The following is a 25,979-nucleotide window of genomic DNA, read 5'->3' as shown; positions in this document are numbered from 1 at the left end:
CCGAATGATGGCGATCGAGACGGCGTGGGGAACCTGGGAGGCGCCGCCGCTCGGCGAGGTGGTCGCATTACTGAGCGGGCTGACGGTTCAGCACACCCCACATCCCTGGCGCGCGCGCCTGCGCGCAGATTCCGGCGTGATCAGAAAGGCGACCGGACGACGATGAAGCGCTACATTCTCACCGGCACCCCAGGCGCCGGCAAGACCACGATCCTGCGCCGCCTGGCGGCTCTCGGATACGCGACGGTCGAGGAGGCAGCCACGGCGGTCATCGCGGACCAGCACGCGCGCGGCGACGTCGAGCCGTGGACCCGGCCGTCCTTCATCGACAAGATCGTGGCCCTGCAACGACGGCGACAACTGCAGTCGATCACGACCGCGCAGCACGTGCAGTTCTTTGATCGCTCCCCCATATGCACCCACGCTCTCAGCACCTATGTCGGGCACCCGATCTCCTCGGCCCTGTCCGCCGAGATCGACAGGATCACCAGAGAGCAGATCTACGACCGGCACGTGTTCTTCGTCCGCAATCTCGGCTTCTGCGAGCCTACCGCGGCCCGCCGGATCAGCTTCGAAGACTCGCTGACGTTCGAACGCCTCCACGAGGAGACCTACCGCGCATTCGGGTACCACCTCGTCGAGGTTCCCGCCGGACCGGTCTCCGAGCGAGTAGCCACGATCCGTACCTTGATCTCCCAGCTCACGGACGTGTGAAACAGGTCAGACCGGCTCGCAGACACAGACCTGGCGGACGCTGGTGGCCGTCAGGTCGCCGCCCGTCAGATCACCGTCACGGCCCAGCAGGCGAAAACCGTTGGCCGCGAGCAGCAAGGGCAGCTCCTGAGGGAAGATCATGCGTAGCTGCACGGGCATGACCCAGGCGTCGGGGCGGCCGTTCGGCCCGGCGGGCGGCCGCCTCCAGCATTCGGGGCGAGTGGGCTCACCTCATCTCTGCGTCTTCCTGAGCGTCCACCACTCGAATGACTCGTCCCCCGGCAGCACCCAAGCGTCCGCATCAGGCCTGGCAACCGTCCGCAGCAGCGTCACCTTGCCCGTCGCCTTCGAGACTCGGTAGGTCGCCACCCCCGTCTTGGTCCGCGATCGGACGATCAGGCGTCCCGCCTGGTCGAAGTCCAGGTCGTCGATGTACTGCCCGCGCGGCAACTGAAGGGTCACCGTGCTGCCCACCCGGCCGGTACGCAGGTTGAGCAGGCGCAGCTTGCGGTACTTGTCCGAGGTGCCGACCGGCTCCGCCGCCGTGACGTAGTCATTCGCCAGCGCCCACGGCGACAACCGCGTCTTCAGCCGCATCCGTGCGCGCAGGCCCCGGTCGAACACCGTCAGCCGGTCCCCTGACAGCAGCAGCCGCTTGCTGTCCGGGGTGAACCCATGGAAGCCCCACGTATCCATCTTTCCCGGAGGCCGGATCACCTTGCCGTTCCTCAGGTCCACGAAGATCCCCAAGCCCGGACCCGAGGTCGTCGTGACCACGTAGCTGCCGTCGTCCGACACCAACGGCCACTCCTCGTCGATCCCGACCCCCGTGATCTTCCGTGACACCACCCTTTCCTTGCCGTTCAGGGTCCGCGTGACGAACAACCCATCCGATTTCCGGTAATAGAAGAAATGCCGCCCATCCCCGCTGATCAGGAACGGCGCCTCTTCACCGCCATTGGCCCAATCCTTGGGCGTCTTGACGAGCGCCTCCGGCACCTCGACCACGTCTCCGTTGGTCAGCACCAGTTGCCAGGTCTGCGTTGCCTGCGCGTACGCGATCGAGCCCGGCGTGGCAGCCGCCGCAGGCTGCGCGATCAGTGTGACGCCGGCCAGAAGGAGTGCCCCAAGAGTCATCCGAAATCCCATGCGTCATTGGATGCCTGAAGTGCTCGGAATGTTGCTGGTTTCTTCTCCGAGCCTGGCGAGCTCCTGATCCGTGAGCGTCAGACCAGCCGCGGCGGCGGAGTCCCGGATGGAGGCCGGGCGGCTCGCGCCGGGGATCGGGATGACATGCGGGCCGGCCGCGAGCAACCAGGCGAGGCACACCTGCTGCGGGCTGACGTTCCGTTCGCCGGCGATCGCGTGGAACGCGGGGTGCCCGGCCGGCCGTGCCTCCTCCGCTTCGAGCGCGCTCCGCGAGATCCCGCCGAGCGGGCTCCACGGCAGGAACGCGATCCCGAGTTCGGCGCAGAGCCGCAGCTCGGGGTCGCTGTCGCGGACGGCGGGCGAATACCGGTTCTGCACGGAGACCAGCCGTCCGCCGAGTTCCCGCTGCGCCTGGCGGATCTGCGGCACGTCCACGTTGGAGATCCCGACCATCCGGACCTTGCCTTGGTCGTGCAGCTCGCCCAGCGCGCCCACCGATTCCGCGAACGGCACCGCCGGATCGGGCTTGTGCAGCTGGTACAGCCCGATGGACTCGACACCCAGCCGCTTGAGCGAAGCCTCGCACGCACGCCTGAGGTGCCTGGGATCACCGTTCACCGTCCAGGAGCCGTCGCCCGGACGGCCCCGGCCGCCCTTGGTCGCCACGAGGACTTCGCCTGTGTCATCGCCGTAACTCGCCAGCGCACGCGCGATGAGCAGTTCGTTGTGCCCGACCTCGCCGGCGTGCCAGTGGTACGCGTCCGCTGTGTCGATCAAGGTGACTCCCGCGTCCAGCGCGGCGTGGACCGTGGCGATCGCTCTGGCCTCGTCCGGCCTGCCCTCGATGGACAGCGGCATGGCGCCCAGCCCGATCGCGCCGACCCGGACGTCGCCGATCACACGCATGCCAGCGCCTCCGAGATGACGTGCGGCAGCCAGTCCGCGGTGTGTGAGAACACGAAACCGAGCCGTACGGCACGCCCGTTGTCCATGGCGTACGCACGGTCGAAGGAGAAGGGTGAAGTGTCACGGCCCGTCGTGTACGTCACCGGCCCGGCCCCGGCCGCCGCGGACAGCGTGTCGCACAGGTAGGTGACGTCGAACGGCCCGTGTGAACAGGCGTTCACCGGCCCCGTGAAGCTGGATTCCGCAGTCCATACCAGGAAGTCGGCGATCTCCCTGGAGTTGATGAACGACGACGGGCGCGGCTCCCGGTGCACGACGACGGGGAGGCCGTCGCGGATCCGCGTCGTGTAATGGTCGAGGCGCCCGGTGAAGTCCGCACCGCCCATCACGTGTCCCGTACGGACGCTCACGAAGTCGAACACCGGCTCACGAGCGAAGACCGCCTCCGCCTGAGCCTTGCCCGCGCCATAGTGCTCCTCGACGAAGTCCGGTTCGTGCCACGGCAGGTCCATCCGTACCGGCAGGGTGGCGAGATCGATCACGTCCTCGGTGACCGGCGCATTGGTGTCCAGCGCGGAGTACACCTCGATCGTGGAGGTCATCACGTACCGTCGCGTGCGTCCCGCGAAGACCCTCCGCGCTGCGGCGGCCTGCGGCGGCGTGTAACAGACCTGGTCGATCACCACGTCGAAGGAGCGATCTGCGAGGGCTTCACGCAGGCCGTCCTCGTCGTCGCGGTCGGCGATGAGGTGCCTCACCCCTTCCGGCGCCGGTGAGGAGCCACGATTGATCACGGTGACGTCCGTTCCCGCGTCGCGCAGTCGCTCGATCACCCGTCTTCCGAAGTACCGATTGCCGCCGATCACACACACGCTGTTCATGGCCACAGCCTGGCCGCTCTATAGTCCTAAGCGGTAGTGGCGATCTGCTTATCCAGTCGACAGGAAAACTAATGATCGACGTCCAGCGCCTCCGCGTGCTCCGCGAGGTGGCCAGGCACGGCAGCTTCAACCGGGCCGCCGCCGAGCTGCGCTTCACCCCTTCGGCCGTCTCGCAGCAGATCGCCGCGCTGGAACGCGGTCTCGGCCTGGCCGTCGTCGAGCGCAGCACCCGAGGCGTGACGCTCACCGAAGCAGGCCTCCTGCTGGTGGAGACGGCGGAGGCCATCGCCGCGGAGCTGACCGACGCCCAGGAACGCATCGACCGGCTCGCCTGCGAGCGCACCCGATGCACGGTGGCGACGTTCGCCAGCGGAGGCCGGAAGCTGCTGCCGTCCGCGCTCGCGCGGTTCGCCGCCGCCCACCCCGAGGTGGAGCTGACCATCCTGGAGCGGGAGCCGGAGGACAGCATCCCGCTCCTCAAGGAAGGACGGGCGGACCTCGCCCTGGCCTACCACTTCGACGGACCCCCGCCGGCCAGTCCCGGTGACCGGTCCGGTCTCGTCTGGACCCCGCTCAGACCCGACCCGCTCCGGGTCGTCCTGCCCCGCACTCATCCTTACGCCGGCCGGGAAAGCGTTCATCTCGCCGAGCTGGCCGGAGAGCGGTGGGTGCTCGGGTGCCTGAAGACCGTCGACCTGCTGCGGCGCTACGCCGCTCTGGCTGGATTCGAGCTGCACATCTCCTGCAGCGCGACCGACTACATGTTCGCCCAGTCCCTCGTCTCGGCGGGGATAGGCGTCGCCCTGATCCCGGAGATCGCCCTCATGGAAGCCCCCGACCTGGTCACCGTCTCCCTCCAGCCGCCCAGCCCGTCCCGCCACATCGGCGTCGCCACCACGCGCCGCCACCGCGGCCCCGCACAGCCGTACGTGGAATCCCTGCTGGAGCTCCTGTCCGCCGGCCCATGACCCACGCCCGCCGCAGGGCCACGCTCAACGTGCGCCGGGCGGTCCTGAACCCAGGCCGGCGTCGCGGGCTCGGGCCACCGCCGCGGCGCGGTCGGTGACGCCGAGCTTGCCGTACACGGTGCTGACGTAATTGCGGACCGTCTTGTCGGAGACGTAGAGCCGGGAGGCGATGGCGGCGTTGGACAGCCCGCGCGCCATCAGGTCGAGGATCTCCACCTCTCGCTCGGTCAGCTCGGGCAGCACCGGGTTCGCGACGGTACGCCGGGACTCCGCCCCGACGAGCCCGGCGAGTGCCCGGGCGGCGTTCGGGCCGAAGTACGCGCCGCCGTCGCGGCAGACCTCCAGCGCCCGCACGATCTCGGCCCGGCCTGCCCCCTTGAGGAGGTAGCCGCGGGCGCCCGCCCGTACGGCCGCGGCCAGCGAGTCGTCGGACTCCAGCATCGTCAGGACCACGATGGCGACGCCCGGCAGCTCGGCCATCAAGCGCCCGGTGGCCTCGACGCCGTTCATGACCGGCATGTGCAGATCCATCAGGACGATGTCGGGAGCGAGCCGGACGGCCAGCTCGACGGCTTCCGCCCCGTCACCCGCCTCGCCCACGACCGTGACGCCGGGCTGGCGAGAGAGCGTCGCGACCAGCCCCTCCCGGTACATGGGATGGTCGTCCACGATCAGCACACGCATGTCACACCTCGACTCTCGGCAACCGCACGCGGACCTCGGTGCCGCCGCCGGCTGCAGCAAGAATCTCGCATTTCCCATCAAGCTGGGCGGCGGCCTCGGCCATCGACTCCAGGCCCACGCCAACGCGCCACCCGGCGCCGGTGCCTGTTACGCCCACGCCGTCATCTCGTACCGAGAAATGCAGGGCGTCCGGCGCCAGCTCCACCTCTACGTCGCAGCCGCTGGCACGCGCGTGCCGGGCGGTGTTGGCCAGCGCCTCGCCGACGATGCGCAGGACCGCCGCCTCGGTGGCGGCCGGAAGCGGAGGCAGGCCCTCCTCGGGCAGGCGCAACCGGACCGCCAGTCCGGGCCGGCTGAAGCCCGCCGTCTGTGCGCGGAGCGCCTCCGCCAAGCCGAGATCGTCCAAGGCGGACGGGCCGAGACCGTCCACGATGCGCCGAACGTCGCCCACGGCACCGGCCAGCCACGTGGCGCACCGGTCGGCAAGGGCGCCGGCACCGGCCGGATCGGTCGCCACCATGTCGCGGAGGGTTTCCAGCTGCAGGTGTACGGCCGACAGGCTCGGCCCGAGCTGGTCGTGCAGGTCCCGGCGCAGCCGGCGGCGCTCCTCGGCACGCGCGGTCACCAGCGCCCGCCGCGACCGGTCCAGGTCCGCGGCAAGCCGGGCGGCGTGCGCGGCCGCACCCGCCTGCCGGGCCAGAACGTGCAACAGCCGCGCCTCGGCGGGACGGAACTCCCCGGCGCGCGGCCGGGTCAGCAGCAGCTCTCCCACCGCCTCCCCGGCATGCACCAAGGGCACCCGTACCGGGTCCGCGCCGAGCTCTTCTCCGTGGCGGGACTCCGGCCCGTCCAGCACCAGAACCCACACGGCCGGAACACGGAGGATCCTGGCCACATCGCCCGCCAGCCGTTCGAGCGCCTCCGCCGGGGCCGCGGCCGTCTCCAGGGTGGCGCCCAACCGCCCCAGCGCGTCGTACGGGTCCGCGGCGTCGCCGTACAACAACCGCCGTACCCCTCTCTGCAGGAGCCTGTGGACGGGAGCCACGCTGATGGCCACCACCGCCGCGGCGACGAGGGGAGCGCCCACACTACGCCCGAGGAGGTCTCCGAGCAGCGCGACGACCACCGCGTAGCAGAGCGCGATCTCCGCCGACATGAGCGCCCAGACCAGCCCGCGGCGCAGGACGGTCTCCATGTCCCACATCCGGTACCGCTGGATCGCCAGCACCACGGAGATCGGCAACGGCAGGGCGGAGGCCGCCAGCAGGACCCCCGCACCGCGGGCCTCGACCGTCTGGGCGGCGACCAGCAGGAGCACAGTGCCTGCCATGCCCGCGCCCACCCAGGCCAGCTGGCCGCGTTCGTCGCTCTCGGCTCGGCGCAGGCGGACGCCCAGGGACGCGAGCCCGCCCAGCGCCGCGACGGCGACCATGACCAAGCAGACGGGCAGCAGCGCCTCCGCTCCCGCGACGCTCAAGGGGCTGGCCAGCCCGCTGTCGGCCAGCGCCGGATCGTCGCTGTGCTGCCACGGCAGCAGCGCCCACGCGGCCGATCCGGCCACCACAGAGGCACACCCGAGGTACATCAGCGGGCGGAACACCCCCGTCGGCCGCTCACCCGAGGGGAGCCAGTAGGGGACGACGGCGGCCACGATCACGTAGGCGGGCAACCAGCTCCACACCGACAGCCAGAGCATGATCAGGTGGCCGGGCCAGCCCCGGCCGGCCGCGGCGGTGGCGTACTCGCCGGTGAAGGCGCTCGTGGCGGCGCTCGCGCTCACTGCGACGAAGAGCCAGCCCAGAATCGTCCGGCCGCGCCGGATGAGGAACGCGCCGGGCGCGCCGTACACCATTGCCGTGACGGAGATCCACAACCAGTAGTCGTCGGCGAACCCCGCCGATGACTGCAGCCGCAGCACGAATCCGGCCAGCGTCGCCGCGGCGGCGGCACCCGCGACCGAATCCCCCATCATCACCAGACGCGAACGCATAGGGAGAATTGTCCGCTATGCGATGTCCCAACTACACGGGACATTTTGTCCTTGTTCGAAGGGGAGACTGCCGGCTCAGGCGGCCCGGGACAAGACTGCGCGATTGTTCTCGGCATGCGGCGAATGGACCGCGATCTACCGAGGAGTACCAACCATGAGCACGTCCCCCACCCCCCGAAGGCCCTTCCTGCTCACCGCGGCGATCATCGGGGGCCCGCTCGCCGGCGCAGTGTGGCATCTCGTCGAAAAGGTCGGCCTCCCCAGGACCGAGGCGGCGGACTACCTCGCCCAAGTGGCCGCCAACCGGAGCAACTTCGCGATCAGCACGCTGCTCTACATGGTCTTCGTCGGCTGCTTCATCCCCTTGGGCCTGGCCGTGATGCGGGTGCTGCGCGGCCGGGCACCGCTGGCCGCGACGATCTCCGGTCTGCTGTTCGGCCTGGCCGGTGCACTCGGCCTGGTCGTGTCGGGCATGCGGCCGCTCGTCCTGGGCCTGGCCCCCGAGGGCCCGGTCATCGCCGAGGCCGCCGCGGCCTACCAGCGGTACCAGAGCTCCCCGTGGTTCGACTTCGTCATGCTGGCCATGCTGGCCTCAGTCCTGATCGGCCTGGTCGTGCTGGCCGCCGCGATCCTGCGTACCGGCGTCCTTCCGCGCTGGACGGCCGCGCTCCTGGTGGGCGGTTTCGTCCTGTCCAGCGGAGAGTTCCCCCCGGCCGTCACAATCCTGGGCGGCGTGGTGCAGTTGGCGGGCTTCCTGCCACTGGCCGGCCGGCTCGTCGCCGAGACCGAGGCAAAGCCTGCCGTCCTCATCTGACACCGGTCCCCCGAGCCCGCCGAGAAGACTCACCATGGCCATGTGCCGGCACGCAAGCCGGCAGCCGCCGCAAGCAACACCCCTGCGAGTACCAGCCCCCTCCGGGAGGAGAGGGCTGTGGCTCACGTCAATCCATCACCGACTCCCCGCCGGGGTAGGTGAAGGAAGATCGGGGCGAGTAGAAGCCCCACACGATCTGCAGGGGGTCGGCGGGGCGCAGCGCGTAGACGGAGTGACTCGGATCCAGGAACTCCAGCGAGACGATCTCAAACGGATCGACCGGCTCCGCCACGAACGGGTAGATTCCGCTGATCCTCTGCCCGCCCACCTCGGTGATGTACCGCAGTTGTCCGCGGCTGACCTCCGTGCCGGTGTGCCCGACCCGTGCGGTTGTACGGATCACCGGCACACCGTCGGACTCGGTCGTCGCAACCAGTGTCTTCCCTTCGACCTCGATCGTCGTACGACCGGGGGTGGCGGGCACACCTCGTGCGGCCGCGTACTCGCGTACCACCGCGCTCGAGTTGAAATAGTGCGTCCACCAGCGGCCGGGGGTCACGCCGTCGGGCGCGTAGGCATCCTCCAGATCGGGTCCGATATACGTCAGCGAGTACGCACCGAACCCGGAGGTCTGCTCGGGCCGGTCGACGACGTACTGGTTCATGAAGACCTGCCGATTGGCCATCGGCTTCAAACCGTCGGGCACGAGTGCCGCGACGGCATCGGGTTCGGCCGGCACCCACCCGAAGTAGATCATCCGGCTGTTGACGACGAGCTGAGGTGCCACGAGTTCGGGCACGATTCCCCCCTGCTATCGACGACGCATAGCCGGAACTTACGTGACGTCTTCAACGCGAACAATGACACAAATAATGACTTTTCCCCCGGTTCGCAGTTACTCGTCCGCTCGAAAACGAACTTCCTGGCTCCAGGGGAAAAGCGTGGCCCCCGCGCGCGACCGGGCCGGCCAAGCGGGCCATGGCCGGGGCGCGCTCGGGCCTCAGCTCGCCGCCCGCTGCACGAGCGCGCCGATCCTCGCCTCGTCCTCGTCGGTCAACTCCGTCAGCGCGAAGGCGGTCGGCCACATCGTGCCGTCGTCGAGGTTCGCCGGGTCGTTGAAGCCGAGGGTCGCGTACCTCGCCTTGAACTTCGTCGCGCTCTGGAAGAAGCAGACGACCTTGCCGTCCTTGGCGTAGGCGGGCATCCCGTACCAGAGTTTCGGCGACAGGGCCGGCGCGCTGGCCTTGACGATGACATGGATCCGCTCGGCGAGGATTCGGTCCTCTCCTTCCATCTCGGCGATCTTCGCGAGCACGTCATGCTCCCCGTCGGCCTTGGTCGCGCGCGAGCCGCGGCGCGCGGCCGTCTTCAGCTCCTGGGCGTGCTCCTTCATCGCGGCTCGTTCATCGTCGGTGAATCCGTCGAACGTGCTGTTGGCCTTCTTCGTGTCCATCACTGTGGGTTCCTTCCGTTATGCGGCTTAATGGTGAGGATTGTCATGCGAGGGCACCGCTGCGGCGGCTTCTCCGGCCCCTCAGCCCCAGGCGCCGGCGATCTGGCGGGTCGTGGCGTTGAGCCGGTTGAACATGTTGGTGACGCCGATCATCAGGACGATCGCGGCCAGCTGCTTCTCGTCGAAGTAGGTGGCGGCCGCGTCCCAGATCTCGTCGTTCACCGCGTCGGGACGATCGGCCAGCCGCGTCGCGGCCTCGGCCAGCGCGAGCGCCGCCCGCTCCTCCTCAGTGAAGTACGGGGCCTCCCGCCATGCGACGACCGTGGCCAGCTTCTCGTCGCTCACTCCGGCCTTGCGGGCCGTCTTGGCGCCGCCGTCGACGCAGGCGCTGCAGCCGTTGATCTGGCTGACCCGCAGATGCACCAGCTCCAGCGTCTGCCCGTCCATCCCACCGGAGTGCACGGCCTTGAAGATCTCCTGGATGGGCTGCATCGCGCCGGACAGGACGAAGGCGGGGTTCTGCATACGGGACTGCATCTCGGTGTTCTCCTCTTCCGGGTCTTCCGGGTCGGCGCCCCGTTCTCTCGGGGCGTGACTCCATCACAGCGGAGCGGGCTTACGATGACGACGGCGGTGGGACACCGTGGGACAACCGAAACAGGCTTGACCAGCGGCGACCCGGCCCGGGAAGTTTCCGCCGGGACGGGACAGGGAGGCGGGGATCTGTGGTTGTGCAGCAGCGAACGGCGAAGGCCGATCCGCAGGACGAGCTGGCCGCCCGGCTGCGTATGCTCCAGGAGCTGTCCGGGCTCGGCGTACGAGCCCTCGCGCGGGACACGGCTCTCAGCTCGTCGTCGCTGTCGCGCTACCTCAGCGGCCAGACGGTGCCGCCCTGGTCCGCGGTGATCGCGCTCTGCCGCCTCGTCAAGCGCGACCCCCGACCGCTGCGCCCGCTCTGGGAACGCGCCTCCAACCCGCTGCCGGCGCCCCCGAAGACCAGCCGCCAGGTTCAGCCGCCGTCGCCGCCCGCCGGTGCCCCGCGCCCGTCGCGCAACGATCTGCCGCGCGACGCGCCCGATTTCACCGGACGCCAGTCCCAGCTCGCCGCCGTGCTCGCCACGGTGGAAAGCAGCCGGGTGGTCGCCATCGACGGCATGGCCGGCGTCGGCAAGACCTGCCTGGCGGTGCACGCCGCGCACCGGCTGGCCGCCGACTACCCGGACGCCCAGCTCTATCTGGACCTGCACGGCTTCACCGAGGGGCGGGAACCGCTCGATCCCGATCCCGCGCTGCGGACCTTGCTCGCCGCGCTCGACGTCCCCTCAGAAAAGATCCCGCAGGAGGGCGGCATCGAGCCACTGGCCGCCTGCTGGCGGTCAGAACTGGCGAGCCGGCGGGCCGTCGTGGTCCTCGACAACGCCGCCGACGCCGACCAGGTCCGCCCGCTGCTGCCCGGCGCCGGCGCCTCCGTCGCCCTGATCACCAGCCGCAACCGGCTGCTGGGCCTGGACGAGGTGCCCCCGGTGTCGCTGGACGTGCTGACCCCCCAGGAGAGTGCGGAATTGCTGGCCCGCGCCAGCGGCGACCCCAGCGGCCCGGACGGCCGGCTGGCCCGCGACCCGGAGTCCGCGGCCGAGGTCCTACGGCTGTGCGGCCATCTGCCGCTGGCCTTGCGGCTGGCCGCGGCCCGGCTGCGGCACCGGCCGGGCTGGACCGTGGGCATCCTCGTCGAGCGGATGCGGGAGGGCGCGAACGAGTTCGACACCGCGTTCGCCATGTCCGTACGGCAGCTGGACCGCGGCCAGCGCCGCTTGTTCCGCCTGCTGGGCCTGCTGCTCGGTTCCTCCTTCGACGAGTACGTGGCGGCGGCGCTGGCGGACGTGCCTTTGCGCAGCGCCCGGGCGATGCTGGAGGACCTGCTCGACGCGCACCTCGTCCAGCAGCCGGCGCCCGGCCGGTACCGGTTGCACGACCTGGTGCACCAGCACGCGCGCCGAGCCGCTGAGGAGCAGGACTCTGCGGCGGAGCGGGAGCAGGCGCTGGGCCGGGTGCTCGACTACTACGTGCACGCGGCGGCCGCCGCCGACGCCGCGATGCCGCTCCTGTCGCGCAGCCGGGCGGCCTCCGCGGGCCGGCCCCCCGCCGAGCTGCCGCGGTTCACCGACAAAAAGGCGGCCCTCTTCTGGTTCGTCACCGAATACTCGAACCTGATGGCCGCCTTCGAGGTGGCCGCCGCCACCGGAGCCGACGCCCATGCGTGCGAGCTGCCGCGCTTCATGCGGACCTTCTTCGCGCGGCGCTGCGGCACCACGCACCTCAATGTCCTCTTCGAGCGGTCACTGGCCGCCGCGCGGCGCCTGGGCGATCCGCTGCAGCTGGCCGAGGCGCACAGCGACCTGGGTTTCGCCCGGTACAACGCGGGCCGGATGGCGGAGGCCGAGGCCGCGTACGAGGCGGCGGCACCGCTGGTGTCCCAGGCGGGAGACACCCGGTTGGAGGCCGAGCTGATCATGCGCCGCGGCTACCTGAAGTGGGACGAGGGGTACGTCGAGGAGCCGCTCGAGCTTTTCCGGCTGGCGGGAAAGCTGTACACGGAGGCCGATTGCCCGATGGGCGCGGCCCATGCGACCGCGTACGAGGCCTGGGCGATGCTGCAGCTGGGACACCGCGAGGAGGCGGCGCGGCTGGCCCGGCAGGCGTTGGACATCCCGCACACCGACCCGGCGTCGGGACTCCCGCTGACCGCCCGGATCACCCTCGGCGTGGCGATCGCCCATGAGGAGCCCGGCGAAGCGGTGGAGCACCTCCAGGAGGCGCTGGCGCTGGCCCGCGAGGACGGGCACAAGCACAACGAGGCCTGGTGCCTCAACTGCCTGGGCGTCGCGCTGCGGCAGATGGGCCGCTACGAAGAGGCGCTGGCCAGCCATCGGCAGGCGTTCGCGCTGCTGGACGAGCTCTTCGAGGAACATTGGAAGATCCACTTCCTCAACAGCTACGGCGAGACCTGCCGGCTGGCGGGCCTGCCCGAGGAGGCCCTGCGGCTGCACCGGCAGGCGCTGGAGGTGGCTCCGAAACTGGGCAACCGGTACGCGGAGGCCCTGGCCCACGAGGGGATCGCGATCGTGCTCGACGGGACGGACCCGGCCACGGCCGCCGAACACCGCGCAGCGGGGCAGGCCCTCCTGCATGAGCTCAATCCCGGAGCCTACTGATCACACCGCCGGTCGGGACGCCGCGGGTCCGCCCTGAGGCCGCCGCGGATCTTCCAGAGCTGCCGGCGTCAGTGCTTCACTCCCGGCAACAAGTCCTTAGGACTGGAAGTCGTTGGAGAGGTTGATCCGGATCTCCGTGTTGCGGTATCCGGCGCGCCGGAACGCGGCCGCCATCGGCGCGTTGCCCACGTCGGTGGTGGCGGTGATGCGCGACTCTCCGTTGGCCGCGTGGAGGCGGGTGATCTCGGCAAGCACCTCGTCCACGTACCCGCGCCCCCGGAACTCCGGGACCACCCCGAGATACCCCACGTTCACGCTGTACGGCGTCGCCGAGGGGATCGCCATGCCCGCCACCTCGCCCTCCTGCGTGTAGGCGATCCGCCACCACGCCCGCTTGCCCGGCGCCCCGAGATAGAAGTCCATCTCTTTGCGCGCGGTCGCCTCCACTCCCTTGGCCGCCACGCTCGCCCGGGTCTGGGCATCCAGGCTGCCCTCGGCGATTCTCGTGAACACCGCCAGGAACTCCTCGTCGGACGCCTCGGCGAACCGCAGTGCGCCGGTCGCCGGAGGCACCCCGTCGGCCGGCGCCCACTCGAACTGCAGCCGCTCCACCTCCCGGGTGAGGCCGGCCGCATGTGCTGCCGCTCGCCGCCATTCCACGGCCGCCGAGGTGGCCGGATCGTCGCGCCAGCCGCCGGCCGCCTTGATCGCGTACTGCACCGGCCGCGGGAACCCGGCCAGCGCGGCCCTGATCAGCTCAGCGGCGACGGCCGTGCGCTCACCCACGGCGGGATCCACGTCGAGGCAGTCGAGCGCGACCGGGTACGCGCTGTCCCTGGGCCCCCACCACAGAGCCCGTCCCACGACCCGGTCGCCCACCTCGGCGATCCACGTCCATTCCGGCCGGTACATGTTCTCGGCCAGTTCCGCGAGGTAACGGTCGGCGGCGATCCAGCCGACGGGCTCGGTCACGACCCAAGCGGTCACGCGGTGGAGGTCCGCAGGGACGATCGCACGGTAGGAGATCACCCGAAGAGGTTAGCGAACCTTTTGTCCACCACTGCAGCTAAATATCCGATGTCAGCCAGACTGGAGTCGCCTCGCCGGGGCTCAGGCCCGGGCGATCATGCCTCACCCGACGTCAGGCAGACTGGACAGGCCACGCCCGTCCCGCCGATCCCGCAGTACCCGTTCGGCACTTAAAAAGATATTGCTGTGGTAGCGCTTCGCTTCACGCAATAGCAACGGGGCTTCACACGGTATTCGGCCCACAAGTCGACGGGCTCTTGAAGGTCAAGAGCAGCAACGTAACCGACCGCGCGAGCACAAGCGCCAGGTCACGCAAAATCAGCCGCCGCTTCTTGCAACTCAGCTCCGGGGAACCCCACTCGACCTCAGCGAGAGCATTACTCGGTCGTACTACGATCAAGCCTCATTGTGCGCATATACCGTTTGGCGGCTTCTGCCTCCTTAGCCATCACCCTCGGTTCGATCATCCTCAGCCTGGTGATCGGCACCGCGACACCCGCATGGCTGGCCACCATGTGGTACCCGCCCGACGAGATCGTCGGGAAGTCTCCTCTGGTGCCGGTGCTGGGCGGCTTGCTGCTGCTTGGGCTGGTGAACTCGTGGATGCTGTGGCAGGTTTTGCGGGGACCCGCGCCTACGGCCGTGCCGATGGGTCGGGCGGCCACGGGGCTACGGCTGCTGCTGTACGTCAACGTGCTGTGGCTGCTGATCCCCTCCTTCCTCCCAGGCCTGGTCGAGACGGTCATCGGGCTGGCACTCTGGGTGCCTGCGCTCGTGCTGCTCACGGTGGTGCTCACCGGGTCAGGTCGGCCCTTCCGACTGGCTCTGCTCCTGCTCGGACTGGTGGAACCGGCCATATCGCTCGCGAGCGGCCTGGCGGACGATTCAAAGCTCCAGCTCTTCGTGAGTCCGGCTTACCGAGCGACTCTCATGGCCGTGGGGGTGGCCACGTTCGTCGTGATGGTGATGCTCCTGCTCGCTCAGCGGCGCGACGGACGCTGGAGCCGGGTGACGCTCCTTGTCGGTCTGGGCACATTCGCAAGTGCCTTCCTGGTAGAGCTCGTAGACGGCCTGACGAGGGGCAGCACGATCGAGTCGATCGCCGAGGCGATGGATGTGCTCTACGTCGTCTGGCTGGCGCGCACGGCGCATGAACTGAACCGTGAGCCGAGGCAGAAGGCGCCTCTGCGAGTGCCCACAGCGGTCGCGGCTGTGGGCGCGGTCCTCCTGCTGATGGTCGTCGGACCCGAGGGCGGTCCACGTCTCACCTACACCTGGCAGAGCGATCAGCTTTTGGATTGTTGGGCGTGGTCGGAACCGCCACGTGTCGCGGATATCCCGGCCCACGAGCGCGATCGGGCCTACCTGTGCAGCGTGAGCAAGCCTGATCGGTATGTCTCGGACCAGGAACTGCTGGGCAAGGGCAGAGATGCGTGCACCAGGTTCGCAGCCGGGGAGCCGGTCAAGGCTCGGCCTGCGCTGCTCGCGCTGCTCTGCCCGGAAGTGATCGGACGGAAATATCCGGATCTGTTGCTGTCGTCCGCTCAGATAGACCAGCAGCAGGCAGAGAAGGAGAACATCGAGCGCGAACAGTTGGCGCGCGAGGCGCGCAAGGAGGACGCCCTGTGCCGCGACCCGTGGCCTGCGCTGCGTACTCGATTCCAGGCGACCGCGTCCTATTACGACTGGGATGCCCAGCCCTACGGCATCTGGGACCCGGAAGCGGACACCGAGGAAGATTCCGAGGTGATCTGGAATGCGGAATCGTTCGACACCCTGGGAACCAGCGGTCAGCTGGCCCTGATCTTCACACCCAGCCAGGACTGGGCGACCTGCGTCACGGCGAAGGCGCTACGCTCGGCCCCGCCGCCCCTACGACGCAAAGGCTGGGACGAGGTGGTCGAGGCGGACATCGTCAGCGATTCGGGTCACCTGGTGATGCAGATGCTGTCGGCGAGCAAGGTGCGCTTCCCCAATCTCGCGCGCAGCGGTCCTGGCATCTACCGGCTGCGCCTGTATACGCGTCCAGGCGAGGATCTCATTCTCATCTATCCGGCTAAAAGAGCGGCGTAGCGATGGCCGTCGGTTACGCCGGCCGCCAAAAATCCCGCCATGGTTGATCGCATGCACCCGCGTCGATCGAAGTGGCGGCAGGCTTACGCGGTCATCTGTGACCGGATCCGTACCGGCGAGCTCGCCGCCGGTGACAGGGTGCCGACCGTGCACGAACTCATGGCCGAGTTCGAGATGAGCAACACCGTCGCTCAGAAAGTGCACCGGGCGCTCCGCGAGGCGGGCCTCGTGGAGACGGAGCCCGGCACGGGGAGTTACGTACTTCCGGGAGCTGCAGAGAAGCTCCAAGCCGCCGCCGAGAGTGAAGCGGGCGGCGAGTAGGGGGCGCAGCGGCCAGTGCCGGATGTTCCGATGCCCCTTGTCCACCTAACCGATGGGTGAAGTGGTCTTGAGCAGTAACTGATCTTGTCGGTCTCCGGTCTGCGTCAGACCTGTCGGACAAGCATTGGACCACTCGGACGAGTCACTTATGTTGACACCGGTACCGCCGATGCCGCAGCAGCCGTTCGGCACTTTAAAAATATTGCTGGTGGTAGCGCTTCGCATCCCGCAGTAGTTCATGAGCACGATCAACGATCAGCCGTTCCAGCTCGTCGACGACCGCGGTGCCCATCCGGGACTCGCCGCCTCCGCTGCCCCTGCCCAAGTACCCGGCCCAGCCAGAGTACGAGGGCGCAAAGACCCGCATGGAAGAGCTGCGCGTGCGGTGGACGGCGAGCAACATCACGAACGAGTTGTTCTTCTCAACAGCTCCGGACCTCAAGAAGCGGATCTCCCGCCTTCGCACCAAGAGCGCCCAAGGCGTTACCGCTGCCGCACAGCGCCCTCAAGCCCGCTCCGCTGGATGACTACAGCTTGCCGAACACCACTTCTGGATAGCCGCCCTCATCGATCTCGATGGGCCGAACCTTGCCCGTCCTCACGTCGATCAGCCGATAGCCGCCGTGGTGCATGCTGACAATCACCGCCGATGACCCGACCCACCGCTCCACGCCAAGCACATTGTCATCCTTGAGCGTGATGGTGCGATCCATTCCGTCACCGTCGAGGCTTCCCAGGTACACCTCAGGTTCCCGATCGTCCGCGTGGGCGTACATAGAGCCGTCGCTCGACACCAACACAGGGTCCGCAAGGTAGGTGTCGATCCGTTTCTTGGAGCCGTCCGGTCGCCTCAGCCAGCCGTTCTCCCGGTCATCGTCCATGGTCATCAGGCCGCGCGAGGTCCAGCTCGTGATCATTTCGTCCGGGTACGTGACCAGCTTTTCGGGATGGCGGAGATCCATCACGGCGATAGGGTCTTCGTCAGCCTGAAACGCGACGTAGCGGCCATCCAGGGAGAAGTCCAGCGTCAGGCCGCCGAACCTGTCCGCTTGGAGGGGCAGCCTCTTGGTCCACCCGCTCGTCACGTCCATGAGCGTGAGCTCGCTCTTTTCGCTGTCATGGTGAGCGATCTTGCGACCGTCGTGGCTGACCTTCAGGAGGTCTCCACGCAGGCCGGCCAGAACCCTGCGTTCGCCGGACGCGGTAACGACCGCCCACGAATCCTGGTACCCAGTCTCGTTATAGCGATCGACAAGGCGGTAAGCGTACCGGACAGCCACGCCGGGTCCCGTCGGGAGGTCTCTGGCCAGGGTGGGTCTCACGTACGGCTCGGACGGCGGCGGGTACTCAGCTCTCCGGGGTGCCTCCGGCGACAACAGAAGCGCGGCAAGGAACAACGCTGTGACGGTGCCCACGACTCCTGCACAAGCTGCGGCGAAGCGCCTTTTCCGGTAGCTCTCCACGAGCTCGCGAATCGGACCTGTTTCAAGCCCTTGTGGCGTCTCCTCGACCACCGAGGCCGAGGCAGCCGAGGCATCTGCGGCGAGCCGCCCGACCTTGGCGACTCGCCACCCGAGCAGGTCAGCCACATTCTCGGCCGACCACTCGTCGTGACGCAGGCCAACCGCGGCAGCCCACTCACGCCGTGAACGCCTCCCAGCCACCACAGGTCGGCGCCAGCGGCGGAAGGGGGACAGGAAACGCCTGTAGAGGGTGAAGTACGCGTCGCGCGAGTCACCGTGACGCGCGAGAGCCTGAGCCGTCAGGCGGTGGGCCTGGGCCGGATCTCCAGTGAGCGCGAGGGCGGTCCGCCACAGCGGTTCCATCCAGGAACCGTCGACCGGCTCTACCACAGCAGCCTGCCCGAGCGGTGCCTTTCCACGAACTCCAGCCCGGGAGCACTCTCACTGTCCAACTCATCCTGGGTCCCGTTGACGATGTCCACCACGTGGAAGCGCTCTCCCTCCTCGGCCAGGACATGACTCCCGTCCAGCCACGCGACGGCGCGCGACGATGGCGGAAGGAGCAGGGGCCCGAGTCGTTCGCCGGTTTCGACGTCGTAGAGGTTGCCGCCCGCGGAAAAGGTCACGCCATCGGGTGCGAGACCGATATCCACATGCTCGTTCTGCAGGTCGTCGAGCGGCTTGACCGACCCATCCTCGCGCACGACCACTCGGTTCGGTATGCCGCCTTCGCCGTGACGGCACCACTGATTTCCCACCAGCAGCTTCGCAGTGAGCCCGTGAACCACGCAGACGTTCGGAATCTCCCGCGCTTGACCCGTATCGAAGTCGGTCAAGATGGTTTTGGCATTTCCCATCAACGAGACCGTGAACCAACGGCTATCAGGGGAACTGGCGAGGTTCACCCATTTCCCCAGTTCCTCGCCGCTCAGCGGGGGAGTAAGCGCTCGGGTCTTTCTCGTACGCAGGTCCATCGCAACGAAGCGATAGCTCGGCGCATCCAGATAGACCACGCGATGACCGTCCCGGCTGATCGCGAACTCGACTTTGTCCTTGTCACCGTCGATCCCGAAGATCTCGGTCGCGGCCTGCGCGATGGTCACCACACCACTGTCAGAGCTGAGCTGCAGCTTCAACCCCGTACACAGGACCGTTCCAACAGGCCGAGTGCCTTCAGGGTCGGGGCACTCTTGGCGCTCGCCGGACAATACCGGCACCGCCGTGGGCAATGAGGGCTTCACCCACCACCCTCTGACGTGACCCACAAGGATCGTCGCGACAACGAGAACGATCAAAGCTGTAACGCGAAACCGCACCCTGCGGGCGCGGCGCGCCAGCCGTTGCCAGTGGCGGATCACAGGCCGACACTGTACAGATTCTGGACACCATGCGATAGATCGTTTATCTACCGGTATTCCCCTTCTTTTGGCTTACGTGCGGACGACCAGGGCATCGGTAGCGGACAGCGCCGCGCCGGTGTCCTGCCACTCGTCAGAGTCACGGTGGCCGATTAACGCTGCGGCCCGAGGGGTTACCAACGGCCGGCCACGGCCACGTTCGCGATCACGTCCGCACCGTGGCCGAACGCGAGATACATCTCGGAATCCGACGCCTGACCTGTCGGCGACTCGGTGGGCGGATAGAAGTCGATGTGCGCGTCGAGAAACACCAAGCCGTAAGCGCCTCGCCGACGCAGCGCCAGCAAACTACCGAAGATCACGCTGTCGTCCCCACCGAGAACCACGGGCAAGCGGCCGTCCTCGATCGTGTCCGCCACCACGTCGGCCTGGCGCAGCGCCACCTCGGCCATCGCCTCGGCGTTGAGCAGCCGACTCGGGTGCACGCGGTCTCCCGAGTACGGTGGCGCCTCCACCACCGGCCCGACGCTCGCGCCGACGGCCTCGGCCAACCCCTCATCCGGCAGCGCCGTACCGAGCCGTTCGACACCGGGTACCAGGCCCAGATTGGTACGTACGTGAATGACTTCCGGGCGATGCACCATCCGAATTCCTCTCTTCCGGCCGGCGACCCTCACCCGGTAGATGCCCCGCCAGATTCCATCCCCCATCAGATGGGAGCCGATGCGGTGGTGGAGTCGATCGGCAGGCCGACAACGTGGCCGCGCGGATGAGGGCGCGGTGGTGGCGGGCTCGGTGCAGGAGGTGACCGACCGGCTCGCCGGGTTCCTCGGCCTGGGTTTCACGTCGATGAACTTCACGCCCATCGGCCCGAACCCGCGCGAACAGGCCGAACGCTTGGCCAGGGATGTCCTCCCTGTTCTACGCGCCGCCGCCACTTCGTCCTGCGCACCCTCCGCATGAGGGAGCGGCGAAGTCCCGCGTAGCGGCAAGCAGGGACGACTCCGGATCACGGTGAATCCCTCAGAACGATCACGAACTCGATGGGACCGCCGATCGTCCAATCCCACATGATCATGATCCTTGCAGTGTCCCTCGCCCTTGCCCCCGTCCAGATCCCCAAAGATTTCCTGCTGAGCGAGAAAGCCGCCCGTGCGCCCCTGTCGGAAATACAGAAAGCCGAGGAGTGGTGGCAGATCAGCGACAAGCTGAACGAGCCCTTGGCGCTGAACCCGTGCGGGCGCAAGCGCGCCACGACGGCAGACCGGTCGGCGGCACGCACTGTTGTCCACAACACAACCGCGCCCTCGTACTACGGCGAGCAACTCGTGATCTATCGGAACGCCAAGGCGGCCACGACCGCCATGAGAAAGCTGCTCGCCGACGCCAAGCGGTGCGTGGCCCATCCGCATGGCAAGCCCTACAGCTGGTCCGATGACGGGAAGACCCGATGGGTGGTGAATCGCACGCGGCTCGGGAACGAGGCTGCGCTGATGCGCCTCATGATGTACGACAAGCTGAACAAGAAATGGGCTCCGCTGTTGTCCGGCATCGTGGCACGCAAGGGTCGTGCGCTGATGATTTACACCGGTGATTTGGAAACCCTCGGCCACCCGCAGAAGCGAGCCCTCAAGACCCTGCATCGTACTGCCGCCAAGATGGCGGCGAAGGTGTGCACACTGCCCGCCGTCTGCTGAGTTTGTACAGGCCTACGCCTGGTCGGACGTCCAGGCCGCCCGGACAGCCCGTTCGGGATCAGCTGACCTAATGGGGCTTCGAGCGGTGCTCAGCCCACAGTCGACGGCCCCTTGGAGATCAAGAGCGGCAACGTCCTCTCGAGCCATCCCGACCGTGTAGATCAATCGGTCCGCAAGCCAATCTGGAACGGGTTCTCTAGGGGGTGCTTCCCCCACCCGAAGGCGATCGGCCAGCGTGCCAAGACGCTCGATTACCTGGCCGAGCCGAACGATCTCCGGACGGTCGGCGGCCGCCTCGCGAACCCTCGCCGTCGTCTCCGCGTACACTTCCGCGTCGGCTCGCTCTCCAACGGCCCGCACCTCACAGATCTCCACCGACTTGTCCTCGGTGATGCGGTAGACAACACGCCAGGTGTTACGGCCCACCACAAGCTTCCGGAAGCCGGTCAGTTCCCCTCCAAGCGGGTAACCGGCCTCCGGGTTCTCCAGTTGGAGAAAGATCTTCTTGAGTACCTCGGACACCGCGTCAGGGCCGATGCGTCGGAGGTCGTCGACCGCCGACGCCGTGAAGACTACGTCGGACACGACTCACTCGTCGTCCGGGATCGCGGCCAGCGACTCGCGAGTATGCCCGAAGGCGGCGAGCACCTCATGGAGCGAGACCCGCCCCCCTGTGTCCGTGACCGACCGAGCGAGCACAAGCGCCAGTTCGCGCAGATCAGCCGCGGCCTCCTCCAGCTCATTGAGCCGGCGGATGCTCACCACAGCCGTCACCGGCTGATGCCGACGGGTGACCACCAGATCTGTCCCTTGCTCCGCATCAGCCACCAGGCGGGCAACCCCTCGCTGGGCCGCCTCAGTGACGCTCAGCTCAGTGGCGTCGTGCAGAACAGACATACATCGACTGCACATCTTTCTATACAGACCTGCGATCCCGAAGGGAACATCGACCCACGGCTATCCGGATGTGAGGCCCACCGGACAGGCCACCCCCGTGCCGCCGATGCCGCAGTATCCGTTCGGAACTTTGAACAGGTATTGCTGGTGGTAGCACTTCGTTTCGCGCATCAATAGTCGGCTATTCGGTGTCCTTGGGATGTCGAGGCGATGCATAGATCACCCAGACAGTACGGGCGGCGTCATCGATGGCATAGCGCACACGCCCGCCGCTGGTGACTTCGAATTCCCACTGCTCCAAGTCCCTGCCGTTGTGGCGATGAGTCGCGAGATCGCCGCGCAGGCGATGCTGACGGTCATGGCTGGAGCGTGAACGGGGATCAGCCCGCAGCACCTCGAAGCATCGGCGCGTATTGGCCAAGGCGTGACGGCACAGCTCTTCCCAGCCCCTGACCGCGTCGCTGGTACCGAACCGGACATCCCACTCGTCATCCGGCGGTGGCACCGTGACTCGGTCTCCGCGCTTCGGGCTCATGCCGAAACCTGCACCGGCCCGAAGTCACCACTCGTGGGCTTGCGAGCCTCGGCATGGTGCGCAGGGTCGGCCTTGATTCTGGCGCTAGCCCGCCAGCCCGCGATGACCTCCTGGGCGGTCGCATCGACATCCAACTCGGCCGCATCGGAGAGCGCTTCAACCAGTTCCAGAGTGAAGGCACGCAGTTCGTCCGGGGACAGGTGGCGAACCCAAGGGAAGACCTCCGGCATGGCTACGACCAGCGCACGCGCGGTGGGATCATGCTTGATCAAGGCAAGGAACAGCCGGGACGCGGTGGCCAGCGTCCGTTCGCGCTCCTCTTCACGGTCCGCCGCGGTCAGGTAGAAGTCTGGAGCGTCCCGATGTGTGACACGCACGCGTCCCAGGCGTGCGGCGCGCTCGGCGACCGCTCGGGGATTTCTCGACAAGTCAGAAAAGGTCACTGCGTCGGCATGGCTGGTGCTCACGCCATGAGTGTATGTCAGAACACGTTCTGATGTAATCGACTCGACCACGCTATACGCCAGACCGCCGGTCAAGTAGCCGTCCACGTACCGGACAGACGGCCTTCCGCTATCCGATGGGGCGACCAGCTCGACATTCGACCGGTCTACCCAGCCAGCTTGCGCATGCCATCCGCGCCCCTCCTAGAGTTCGGGTTCCGAATTGACGTTGCGGAACAGCTCCGCCGCCTCATGCCCATTGACTGCGGGATCGGCCCGGATACGGCCTCAATGGCTGAAGCGCTTCCTCCAGGAGATCCCGCTCGATCTGGCGCTGCACTGCGGTAGCAAACATGCGTGCTCCCGCAGTAGGGGTGTGGTGATCTCCGCAGCAGTCCGGTGTCAGCGATGACCTGTGCTGACCTCTTGGGCGCTCGTTAGGCTGGGCGTTGTAGCCGCTGACGGATACGTTGGATGCGCGCCGCCCCCTGGGTCTCACTTTCGATGCCCAGGCGTATTCGGCGTTCATCTCCTCACTACGTTCCGCAAAAACCGGCTCAGCCGCCAGCGCAGTAGAGGCGCGACCTTTTCCTCGAGGAGCCGCTCCACCAAGTGACGAAGCTCCTCGTGCATCACGGTCATGGTATTTGAGTGTGCAGACAAGGCGTCCCAGAGCTGGGACGCCGTGTGACATCTCCAGGGAACGCCGGCGTCTTGGCCGGGCTCACGCCTCACCGGACGTCAGGCCGACCGGGCAGGCGACACCCGTGCCACCGATCCCGCAGTACCCATTGGGAACTTTGTGGAGATATTGCTGGTGATAATCCTCCGCGAAGTAGAACGGCCCCGCCTCGGCGATCTCCGTGGTGATCTCGCCATAGCCCGCCGCCTGCAGCACCTTCTGGTACGCGTCCCGCGACGTCTCCGCCGCCTTCTGCTGCTCCGGCGAGTGGTAGTAGATCGCGGACCGGTATTGGGTGCCCACGTCGTTGCCCTGGCGCATGCCCTGGGTGGGGTCGTGGGCCTCCCAGAAGACCTTCAGGAGCTCCTCGTACGAGACCTTGGCGGGGTCGAAGACGACCCGCACGGCCTCCGTGTGGCCCGTGAGGCCGCTGCAGACCTCCTCGTACGTCGGGTTCGCCGTGTAGCCGCCCTGGTATCCGACCGCCGTCGTCACGACCCCCGGGGTCTGCCAGAACTTGCGCTCGGCGCCCCAGAAGCAGCCGAGGCCGAAGTCGGCGACCTCCAGGCCCTCCCCGTACGGCGGGGCCAGCGGGGCATCCAGGACCGCGTGGCGGGCCGGGACCGGCATGGTCTCCGCGCGGCCCGGGAGTGCGTCCTCGGGTCGGACCATCGATGTCTTGTTGCCGCCGAACAGCCAGCCCATCGCACTACCTCCATAGCTCTCTGCCAGCCTACACAGGCAGCAACACTTAAGGACGTCTACACATTTCCGTATAGTGGACGGAATTTGTGGTTAAAGGTGGTAATGGGCGAAGATGGCATACATGCCTGACCTTCGGCGCGGTGTCTTGTACGGGGTCGCCGCCTACACCATGTGGGGCCTGTTCCCCCTCTACTGGCCGCTCCTCAAGCCCTCCGGAGCCGTCGAGATCCTGGCGCACCGGATGGTGTGGTCGCTGGTCGCCGTCGCCGCCGTGCTCGTCGTCCGCAGGCATTGGTCCTGGATCCGCGAGCTCGCCAGGCAGCCGCGCAAGCTGGCGCTGCTGACCCTGGCGGCCATCGTCGTGACGATCAACTGGGGGACCTACATCTACGCGGTCAACACCGGACACGTGGTGGAGAGCGCGCTCGGATACTTCATCAATCCGCTCGTCAGCGTGTTGTTCGGCGTGGTGCTGCTGCGGGAGCGGCTGCGGCCGCTGCAGTGGGCGGCGGTCGGGTTCGGGGCGGTCGCGGTGCTCGTGCTGACCCTCGACTACGGGCGGTTGCCGTGGATCGCGCTCACGCTGGCGGTGAGCTTCGGCGTGTACGGGCTGGTCAAGAAGAAGGCCAACGTGGCGGCGACCGAGGGCCTGGCCGTGGAGACGTTGGTGTTGTTGCTGCCGGCCCTCGGATATCTGGTCTTCCTGCAGGCGAGCGGGGAGGCGACCTTCCCGCATCAGGGGGTGGGGCACGCGGTGCTGCTGGTCGGAGCGGGGATCGTCACGGCGGTGCCGCTGATCTGCTTCGGGGCGGCCGCCATCAGGGTGCCGCTCAGCACGATCGGGCTGCTGCAGTACATCGCGCCGATCCTGCAGTTCGCGTGCGGCGTGTTGATCGCCAAGGAGACCATGCCGCCCAGCCGGTGGATCGGGTTCTCGATCGTCTGGCTGGCCTTGGCGATCTTCACGTACGACAGCATCAGGGCGGCTCGCGCTGCCGCGCGGATCAGGAGATCAGCCCGAACGCTGGACCACGTAGTCACATAGCGCCAAGAAGGCGTCCCGCGCCGAGATGTCCGGCAGACCGGAAATGTCACCACGCGCCCGGTCCACCCATGCCTCCAGCTCCGCCCGCGCCCGGTTCATCGCCGGGTGAGCACGGAGCAGGGTCAGCGCCTCGTCCACATCCGACTCGGCCACCGGGCCGGACAGCAGCTCGGACAGCCGGGGCGAGTCGTCGGCGGCCAGGGCGTACAGGACCGGGAGAGTCTTGACGCCCTCGCGCAGATCCGTGCCCGGCGTCTTGCCCGACTGCGCGCCCGATGAGGCCACGTCCAGCAGGTCGTCCCCGAGCTGCCAGGCCACGCCGATGGCCTCGCAGGCGCGGCTGAGCCGCTCCTCGACGTCCGCGGGGGCCCCGGAGAGCAGGGCGCCGAAACGGCCGGAAGCGGCGATCAGAGAGCCCGTCTTGTCGGCCAGGACGTTGAGGTAGTGCGCGATCGGGTCCTCGCCGTTGCGCGGGCCGACCGTCTCGCGGATCTGGCCCTGGACCAGGCGGGAGAACGTCTGCGCCTGGATGCGGATCAACTCCGGGCCGAGGTCGGCCAGGATGTCGGAGGCCTGGGCGAACAGATAGTCGCCGGTCAGGATCGCCACGGTGTTGTCCCACCGGGCGTTGGCGGACGGGGAGCCCCGGCGTACCGGGGCCTCGTCCATGACGTCGTCGTGGTAGAGCGAGCCCAGATGAGTCAGCTCGATGACCACCGCGCCGGGCACGACGCCCGGCGCCGAAGGGTCGCCGAACTGGGCGGCGAGCAACACCATCAGCGTGCGGAACCGCTTGCCACCGGCCTCGATGAGGTGCTTGGACGCCTCCGTGACGAAGGCGTCCTCGCTCTCCACCGACGAACGCAGGAGCTTCTCCACCGCGGCCAGTCCGGTGGCCACGTCCTGCGCCAACCGTTCGTCCTCAATGGGAAGGTCAACCACGGGTGGCGCAGACATACG

The 25,979-nt window shown here is 68.0% G+C and carries 29 protein-coding genes and 1 pseudogene; 10 read left to right on the top strand and 20 right to left on the bottom strand.

All coding sequences use genetic code 11. The annotated features are described in order from the left end of the window. The first annotated feature begins 4 nt into the window (after nt 1-4). The gene (locus EDD27_RS55065; RefSeq protein ID WP_164904099.1) at nt 5-166 is read left to right on the top strand and encodes a hypothetical protein; all 162 of its coding nucleotides are present in this window, start codon (nt 5-7) and stop codon (nt 164-166) included. Beyond that, nucleotides 163-714 carry an AAA family ATPase gene (locus EDD27_RS46580; protein WP_127938955.1) on the top strand — a complete coding sequence of 184 codons (552 nt, stop codon included), beginning with the start codon at nt 163-165 and terminating at the stop codon, nt 712-714. The genes EDD27_RS55065 and EDD27_RS46580 overlap by 4 nt, the downstream gene beginning before the upstream one ends. A gap of 6 nt (nt 715-720) precedes the next feature. Here the strand turns inward: EDD27_RS46580 and EDD27_RS58160 are convergent, their stop codons facing one another. From EDD27_RS58160 to EDD27_RS46565, 4 genes are all read right to left on the bottom strand, one after another. Then, nucleotides 721-855, bottom strand: a complete 135-nt coding sequence (locus tag EDD27_RS58160) for a hypothetical protein (RefSeq protein WP_277750809.1) — start codon at nt 853-855, stop codon at nt 721-723. Nucleotides 856-945: 90 nt separating this feature from the next. Next, a complete protein-coding gene (locus tag EDD27_RS46575) occupies nt 946-1,851 on the bottom strand; it encodes a hypothetical protein (protein ID WP_127938953.1) in 906 nt (301 codons plus the stop codon). A gap of 15 nt (nt 1,852-1,866) precedes the next feature. After that, entirely contained in the window at nt 1,867-2,769 is a 903-nt protein-coding gene (locus tag EDD27_RS46570) for an aldo/keto reductase (RefSeq protein WP_127938951.1), read from the bottom strand. Further along, nucleotides 2,760-3,650, bottom strand: a complete 891-nt coding sequence (locus EDD27_RS46565; protein WP_127938949.1) for an NAD-dependent epimerase/dehydratase family protein — start codon at nt 3,648-3,650, stop codon at nt 2,760-2,762. The genes EDD27_RS46570 and EDD27_RS46565 overlap by 10 nt, the downstream gene beginning before the upstream one ends. 71 nt (nt 3,651-3,721) lie before the next feature. Between EDD27_RS46565 and EDD27_RS46560 the strand changes: the two genes are divergently transcribed. Continuing rightward, nucleotides 3,722-4,618, top strand: coding sequence for a LysR family transcriptional regulator (locus tag EDD27_RS46560; protein ID WP_127938948.1), 897 nt, complete (start codon nt 3,722-3,724; stop codon nt 4,616-4,618). A 24-nt stretch (nt 4,619-4,642) separates the two neighbouring features. Here the strand turns inward: EDD27_RS46560 and EDD27_RS46555 are convergent, their stop codons facing one another. Next, nucleotides 4,643-5,302, bottom strand: a complete 660-nt coding sequence (locus EDD27_RS46555; RefSeq protein ID WP_127938946.1) for a response regulator transcription factor — start codon at nt 5,300-5,302, stop codon at nt 4,643-4,645. A 1-nt stretch (nt 5,303) separates the two neighbouring features. Further along, nucleotides 5,304-7,292, bottom strand: a complete 1,989-nt coding sequence (locus EDD27_RS46550; protein WP_127938944.1) for a sensor histidine kinase — start codon at nt 7,290-7,292, stop codon at nt 5,304-5,306. A gap of 154 nt (nt 7,293-7,446) precedes the next feature. Here EDD27_RS46550 and EDD27_RS46545 point away from each other — a divergent pair, with 154 nt between their 5' ends. Beyond that, entirely contained in the window at nt 7,447-8,106 is a 660-nt protein-coding gene (locus EDD27_RS46545) for a DUF4386 family protein (protein ID WP_164904098.1), read from the top strand. A 127-nt stretch (nt 8,107-8,233) separates the two neighbouring features. On the opposite strand, the gene EDD27_RS46540 is transcribed toward EDD27_RS46545, so the two are convergent. The 3 genes from EDD27_RS46540 to EDD27_RS46530 all read right to left on the bottom strand — a co-directional run bounded on the left by EDD27_RS46540 (nt 8,234) and on the right by EDD27_RS46530 (nt 10,096). Continuing rightward, nucleotides 8,234-8,905, bottom strand: coding sequence for an acetoacetate decarboxylase family protein (locus tag EDD27_RS46540; protein ID WP_241564622.1), 672 nt, complete (start codon nt 8,903-8,905; stop codon nt 8,234-8,236). 201 nt (nt 8,906-9,106) lie between these two features. Next, the gene (locus EDD27_RS46535; protein WP_127938940.1) at nt 9,107-9,559 is read right to left on the bottom strand and encodes an iron chaperone; all 453 of its coding nucleotides are present in this window, start codon (nt 9,557-9,559) and stop codon (nt 9,107-9,109) included. An 81-nt stretch (nt 9,560-9,640) separates the two neighbouring features. Continuing rightward, the gene (locus EDD27_RS46530; RefSeq protein ID WP_127938938.1) at nt 9,641-10,096 is read right to left on the bottom strand and encodes a carboxymuconolactone decarboxylase family protein; all 456 of its coding nucleotides are present in this window, start codon (nt 10,094-10,096) and stop codon (nt 9,641-9,643) included. A gap of 194 nt (nt 10,097-10,290) precedes the next feature. Here EDD27_RS46530 and EDD27_RS46525 point away from each other — a divergent pair, with 194 nt between their 5' ends. Continuing rightward, entirely contained in the window at nt 10,291-12,771 is a 2,481-nt protein-coding gene (locus EDD27_RS46525; protein WP_127938936.1) for a tetratricopeptide repeat protein, read from the top strand. 96 nt (nt 12,772-12,867) lie between these two features. Here EDD27_RS46525 and EDD27_RS46520 read toward each other — a convergent pair whose 3' ends face one another. Then, nucleotides 12,868-13,800: a GNAT family N-acetyltransferase gene (locus tag EDD27_RS46520; protein ID WP_206641960.1), complete on the bottom strand. Its 933-nt coding sequence runs from the start codon at nt 13,798-13,800 to the stop codon at nt 12,868-12,870. A 477-nt stretch (nt 13,801-14,277) separates the two neighbouring features. On the opposite strand from EDD27_RS46520, the gene EDD27_RS46510 reads away from it, so the two are divergent. Together EDD27_RS46510 and EDD27_RS46505 are read left to right on the top strand one after the other, a co-directional pair. Continuing rightward, nucleotides 14,278-15,873, top strand: coding sequence for a hypothetical protein (locus EDD27_RS46510; RefSeq protein WP_127938934.1), 1,596 nt, complete (start codon nt 14,278-14,280; stop codon nt 15,871-15,873). A gap of 51 nt (nt 15,874-15,924) precedes the next feature. After that, nucleotides 15,925-16,194, top strand: coding sequence for a GntR family transcriptional regulator (locus EDD27_RS46505; protein WP_127938932.1), 270 nt, complete (start codon nt 15,925-15,927; stop codon nt 16,192-16,194). A gap of 527 nt (nt 16,195-16,721) precedes the next feature. Here the strand turns inward: EDD27_RS46505 and EDD27_RS46500 are convergent. From EDD27_RS46500 to EDD27_RS55060, 3 genes are all read right to left on the bottom strand, one after another. Continuing rightward, nucleotides 16,722-18,020, bottom strand: a complete 1,299-nt coding sequence (locus EDD27_RS46500; protein WP_127938930.1) for a hypothetical protein — start codon at nt 18,018-18,020, stop codon at nt 16,722-16,724. A 20-nt stretch (nt 18,021-18,040) separates the two neighbouring features. Then, on the bottom strand, nt 18,041-18,760 hold the full coding sequence (locus EDD27_RS46495; protein ID WP_127938928.1) for a hypothetical protein: 720 nt from the start codon (nt 18,758-18,760) through the stop codon (nt 18,041-18,043). Nucleotides 18,761-19,188: 428 nt separating this feature from the next. Further along, nucleotides 19,189-19,659, bottom strand: a complete 471-nt coding sequence (locus EDD27_RS55060; protein WP_164904097.1) for an arginase family protein — start codon at nt 19,657-19,659, stop codon at nt 19,189-19,191. 136 nt (nt 19,660-19,795) lie between these two features. On the opposite strand from EDD27_RS55060, the gene EDD27_RS55055 reads away from it, so the two are divergent. Continuing rightward, nucleotides 19,796-19,978: a hypothetical protein gene (locus tag EDD27_RS55055; RefSeq protein ID WP_164904096.1), complete on the top strand. Its 183-nt coding sequence runs from the start codon at nt 19,796-19,798 to the stop codon at nt 19,976-19,978. A gap of 107 nt (nt 19,979-20,085) precedes the next feature. Then, on the top strand, nt 20,086-20,712 hold the full coding sequence (locus EDD27_RS55050; protein ID WP_164904095.1) for a hypothetical protein: 627 nt from the start codon (nt 20,086-20,088) through the stop codon (nt 20,710-20,712). Nucleotides 20,713-20,724: 12 nt separating this feature from the next. On the opposite strand, the gene EDD27_RS46485 is transcribed toward EDD27_RS55050, so the two are convergent. From EDD27_RS46485 to msrA, 6 genes and pseudogenes are all read right to left on the bottom strand, one after another. Continuing rightward, nucleotides 20,725-21,297 (bottom strand): type II toxin-antitoxin system RelE family toxin, encoded by a 573-nt coding sequence (locus tag EDD27_RS46485; protein WP_241564621.1) that lies wholly within the window; start codon nt 21,295-21,297, stop codon nt 20,725-20,727. A gap of 3 nt (nt 21,298-21,300) precedes the next feature. Beyond that, the gene (locus EDD27_RS46480; RefSeq protein ID WP_127938924.1) at nt 21,301-21,609 is read right to left on the bottom strand and encodes a hypothetical protein; all 309 of its coding nucleotides are present in this window, start codon (nt 21,607-21,609) and stop codon (nt 21,301-21,303) included. A 60-nt stretch (nt 21,610-21,669) separates the two neighbouring features. Next, nucleotides 21,670-21,762: pseudogene (locus tag EDD27_RS57445) on the bottom strand (peptide-methionine (S)-S-oxide reductase MsrA); the annotation flags it as partial. 28 nt (nt 21,763-21,790) lie between these two features. Further along, nucleotides 21,791-22,144, bottom strand: a complete 354-nt coding sequence (locus EDD27_RS46470) for a hypothetical protein (protein WP_127938922.1) — start codon at nt 22,142-22,144, stop codon at nt 21,791-21,793. Then, nucleotides 22,141-22,611 (bottom strand): hypothetical protein, encoded by a 471-nt coding sequence (locus tag EDD27_RS46465; protein ID WP_127938920.1) that lies wholly within the window; start codon nt 22,609-22,611, stop codon nt 22,141-22,143. Before EDD27_RS46465 ends, EDD27_RS46470 begins: the two co-directional genes overlap by 4 nt. Before the next feature lie 700 nt (nt 22,612-23,311). Then, nucleotides 23,312-23,974 carry a peptide-methionine (S)-S-oxide reductase MsrA gene (msrA, locus tag EDD27_RS46460; protein WP_127938918.1) on the bottom strand — a complete coding sequence of 221 codons (663 nt, stop codon included), beginning with the start codon at nt 23,972-23,974 and terminating at the stop codon, nt 23,312-23,314. Nucleotides 23,975-24,095: 121 nt separating this feature from the next. Here msrA and rarD point away from each other — a divergent pair, with 121 nt between their 5' ends. Beyond that, nucleotides 24,096-25,019: an EamA family transporter RarD gene (gene rarD, locus EDD27_RS46455; RefSeq protein ID WP_127938916.1), complete on the top strand. Its 924-nt coding sequence runs from the start codon at nt 24,096-24,098 to the stop codon at nt 25,017-25,019. Here the strand turns inward: rarD and EDD27_RS46450 are convergent. Further along, a complete protein-coding gene (locus tag EDD27_RS46450) occupies nt 24,987-25,976 on the bottom strand; it encodes a polyprenyl synthetase family protein (protein ID WP_127938914.1) in 990 nt (329 codons plus the stop codon). The two genes, rarD and EDD27_RS46450, sit on opposite strands and share 33 nt — an antisense overlap. Between the last annotated feature and the right edge of the window lie 3 nt (nt 25,977-25,979).

The sequence above is a fragment of the Nonomuraea polychroma genome (genome assembly GCF_004011505.1).
In the GTDB taxonomy this organism is placed as follows: domain Bacteria; phylum Actinomycetota; class Actinomycetes; order Streptosporangiales; family Streptosporangiaceae; genus Nonomuraea; species Nonomuraea polychroma.
Note: the sequence above shows the minus strand (reverse complement) of the source record. Positions and strands in the feature narration are given on the sequence as shown.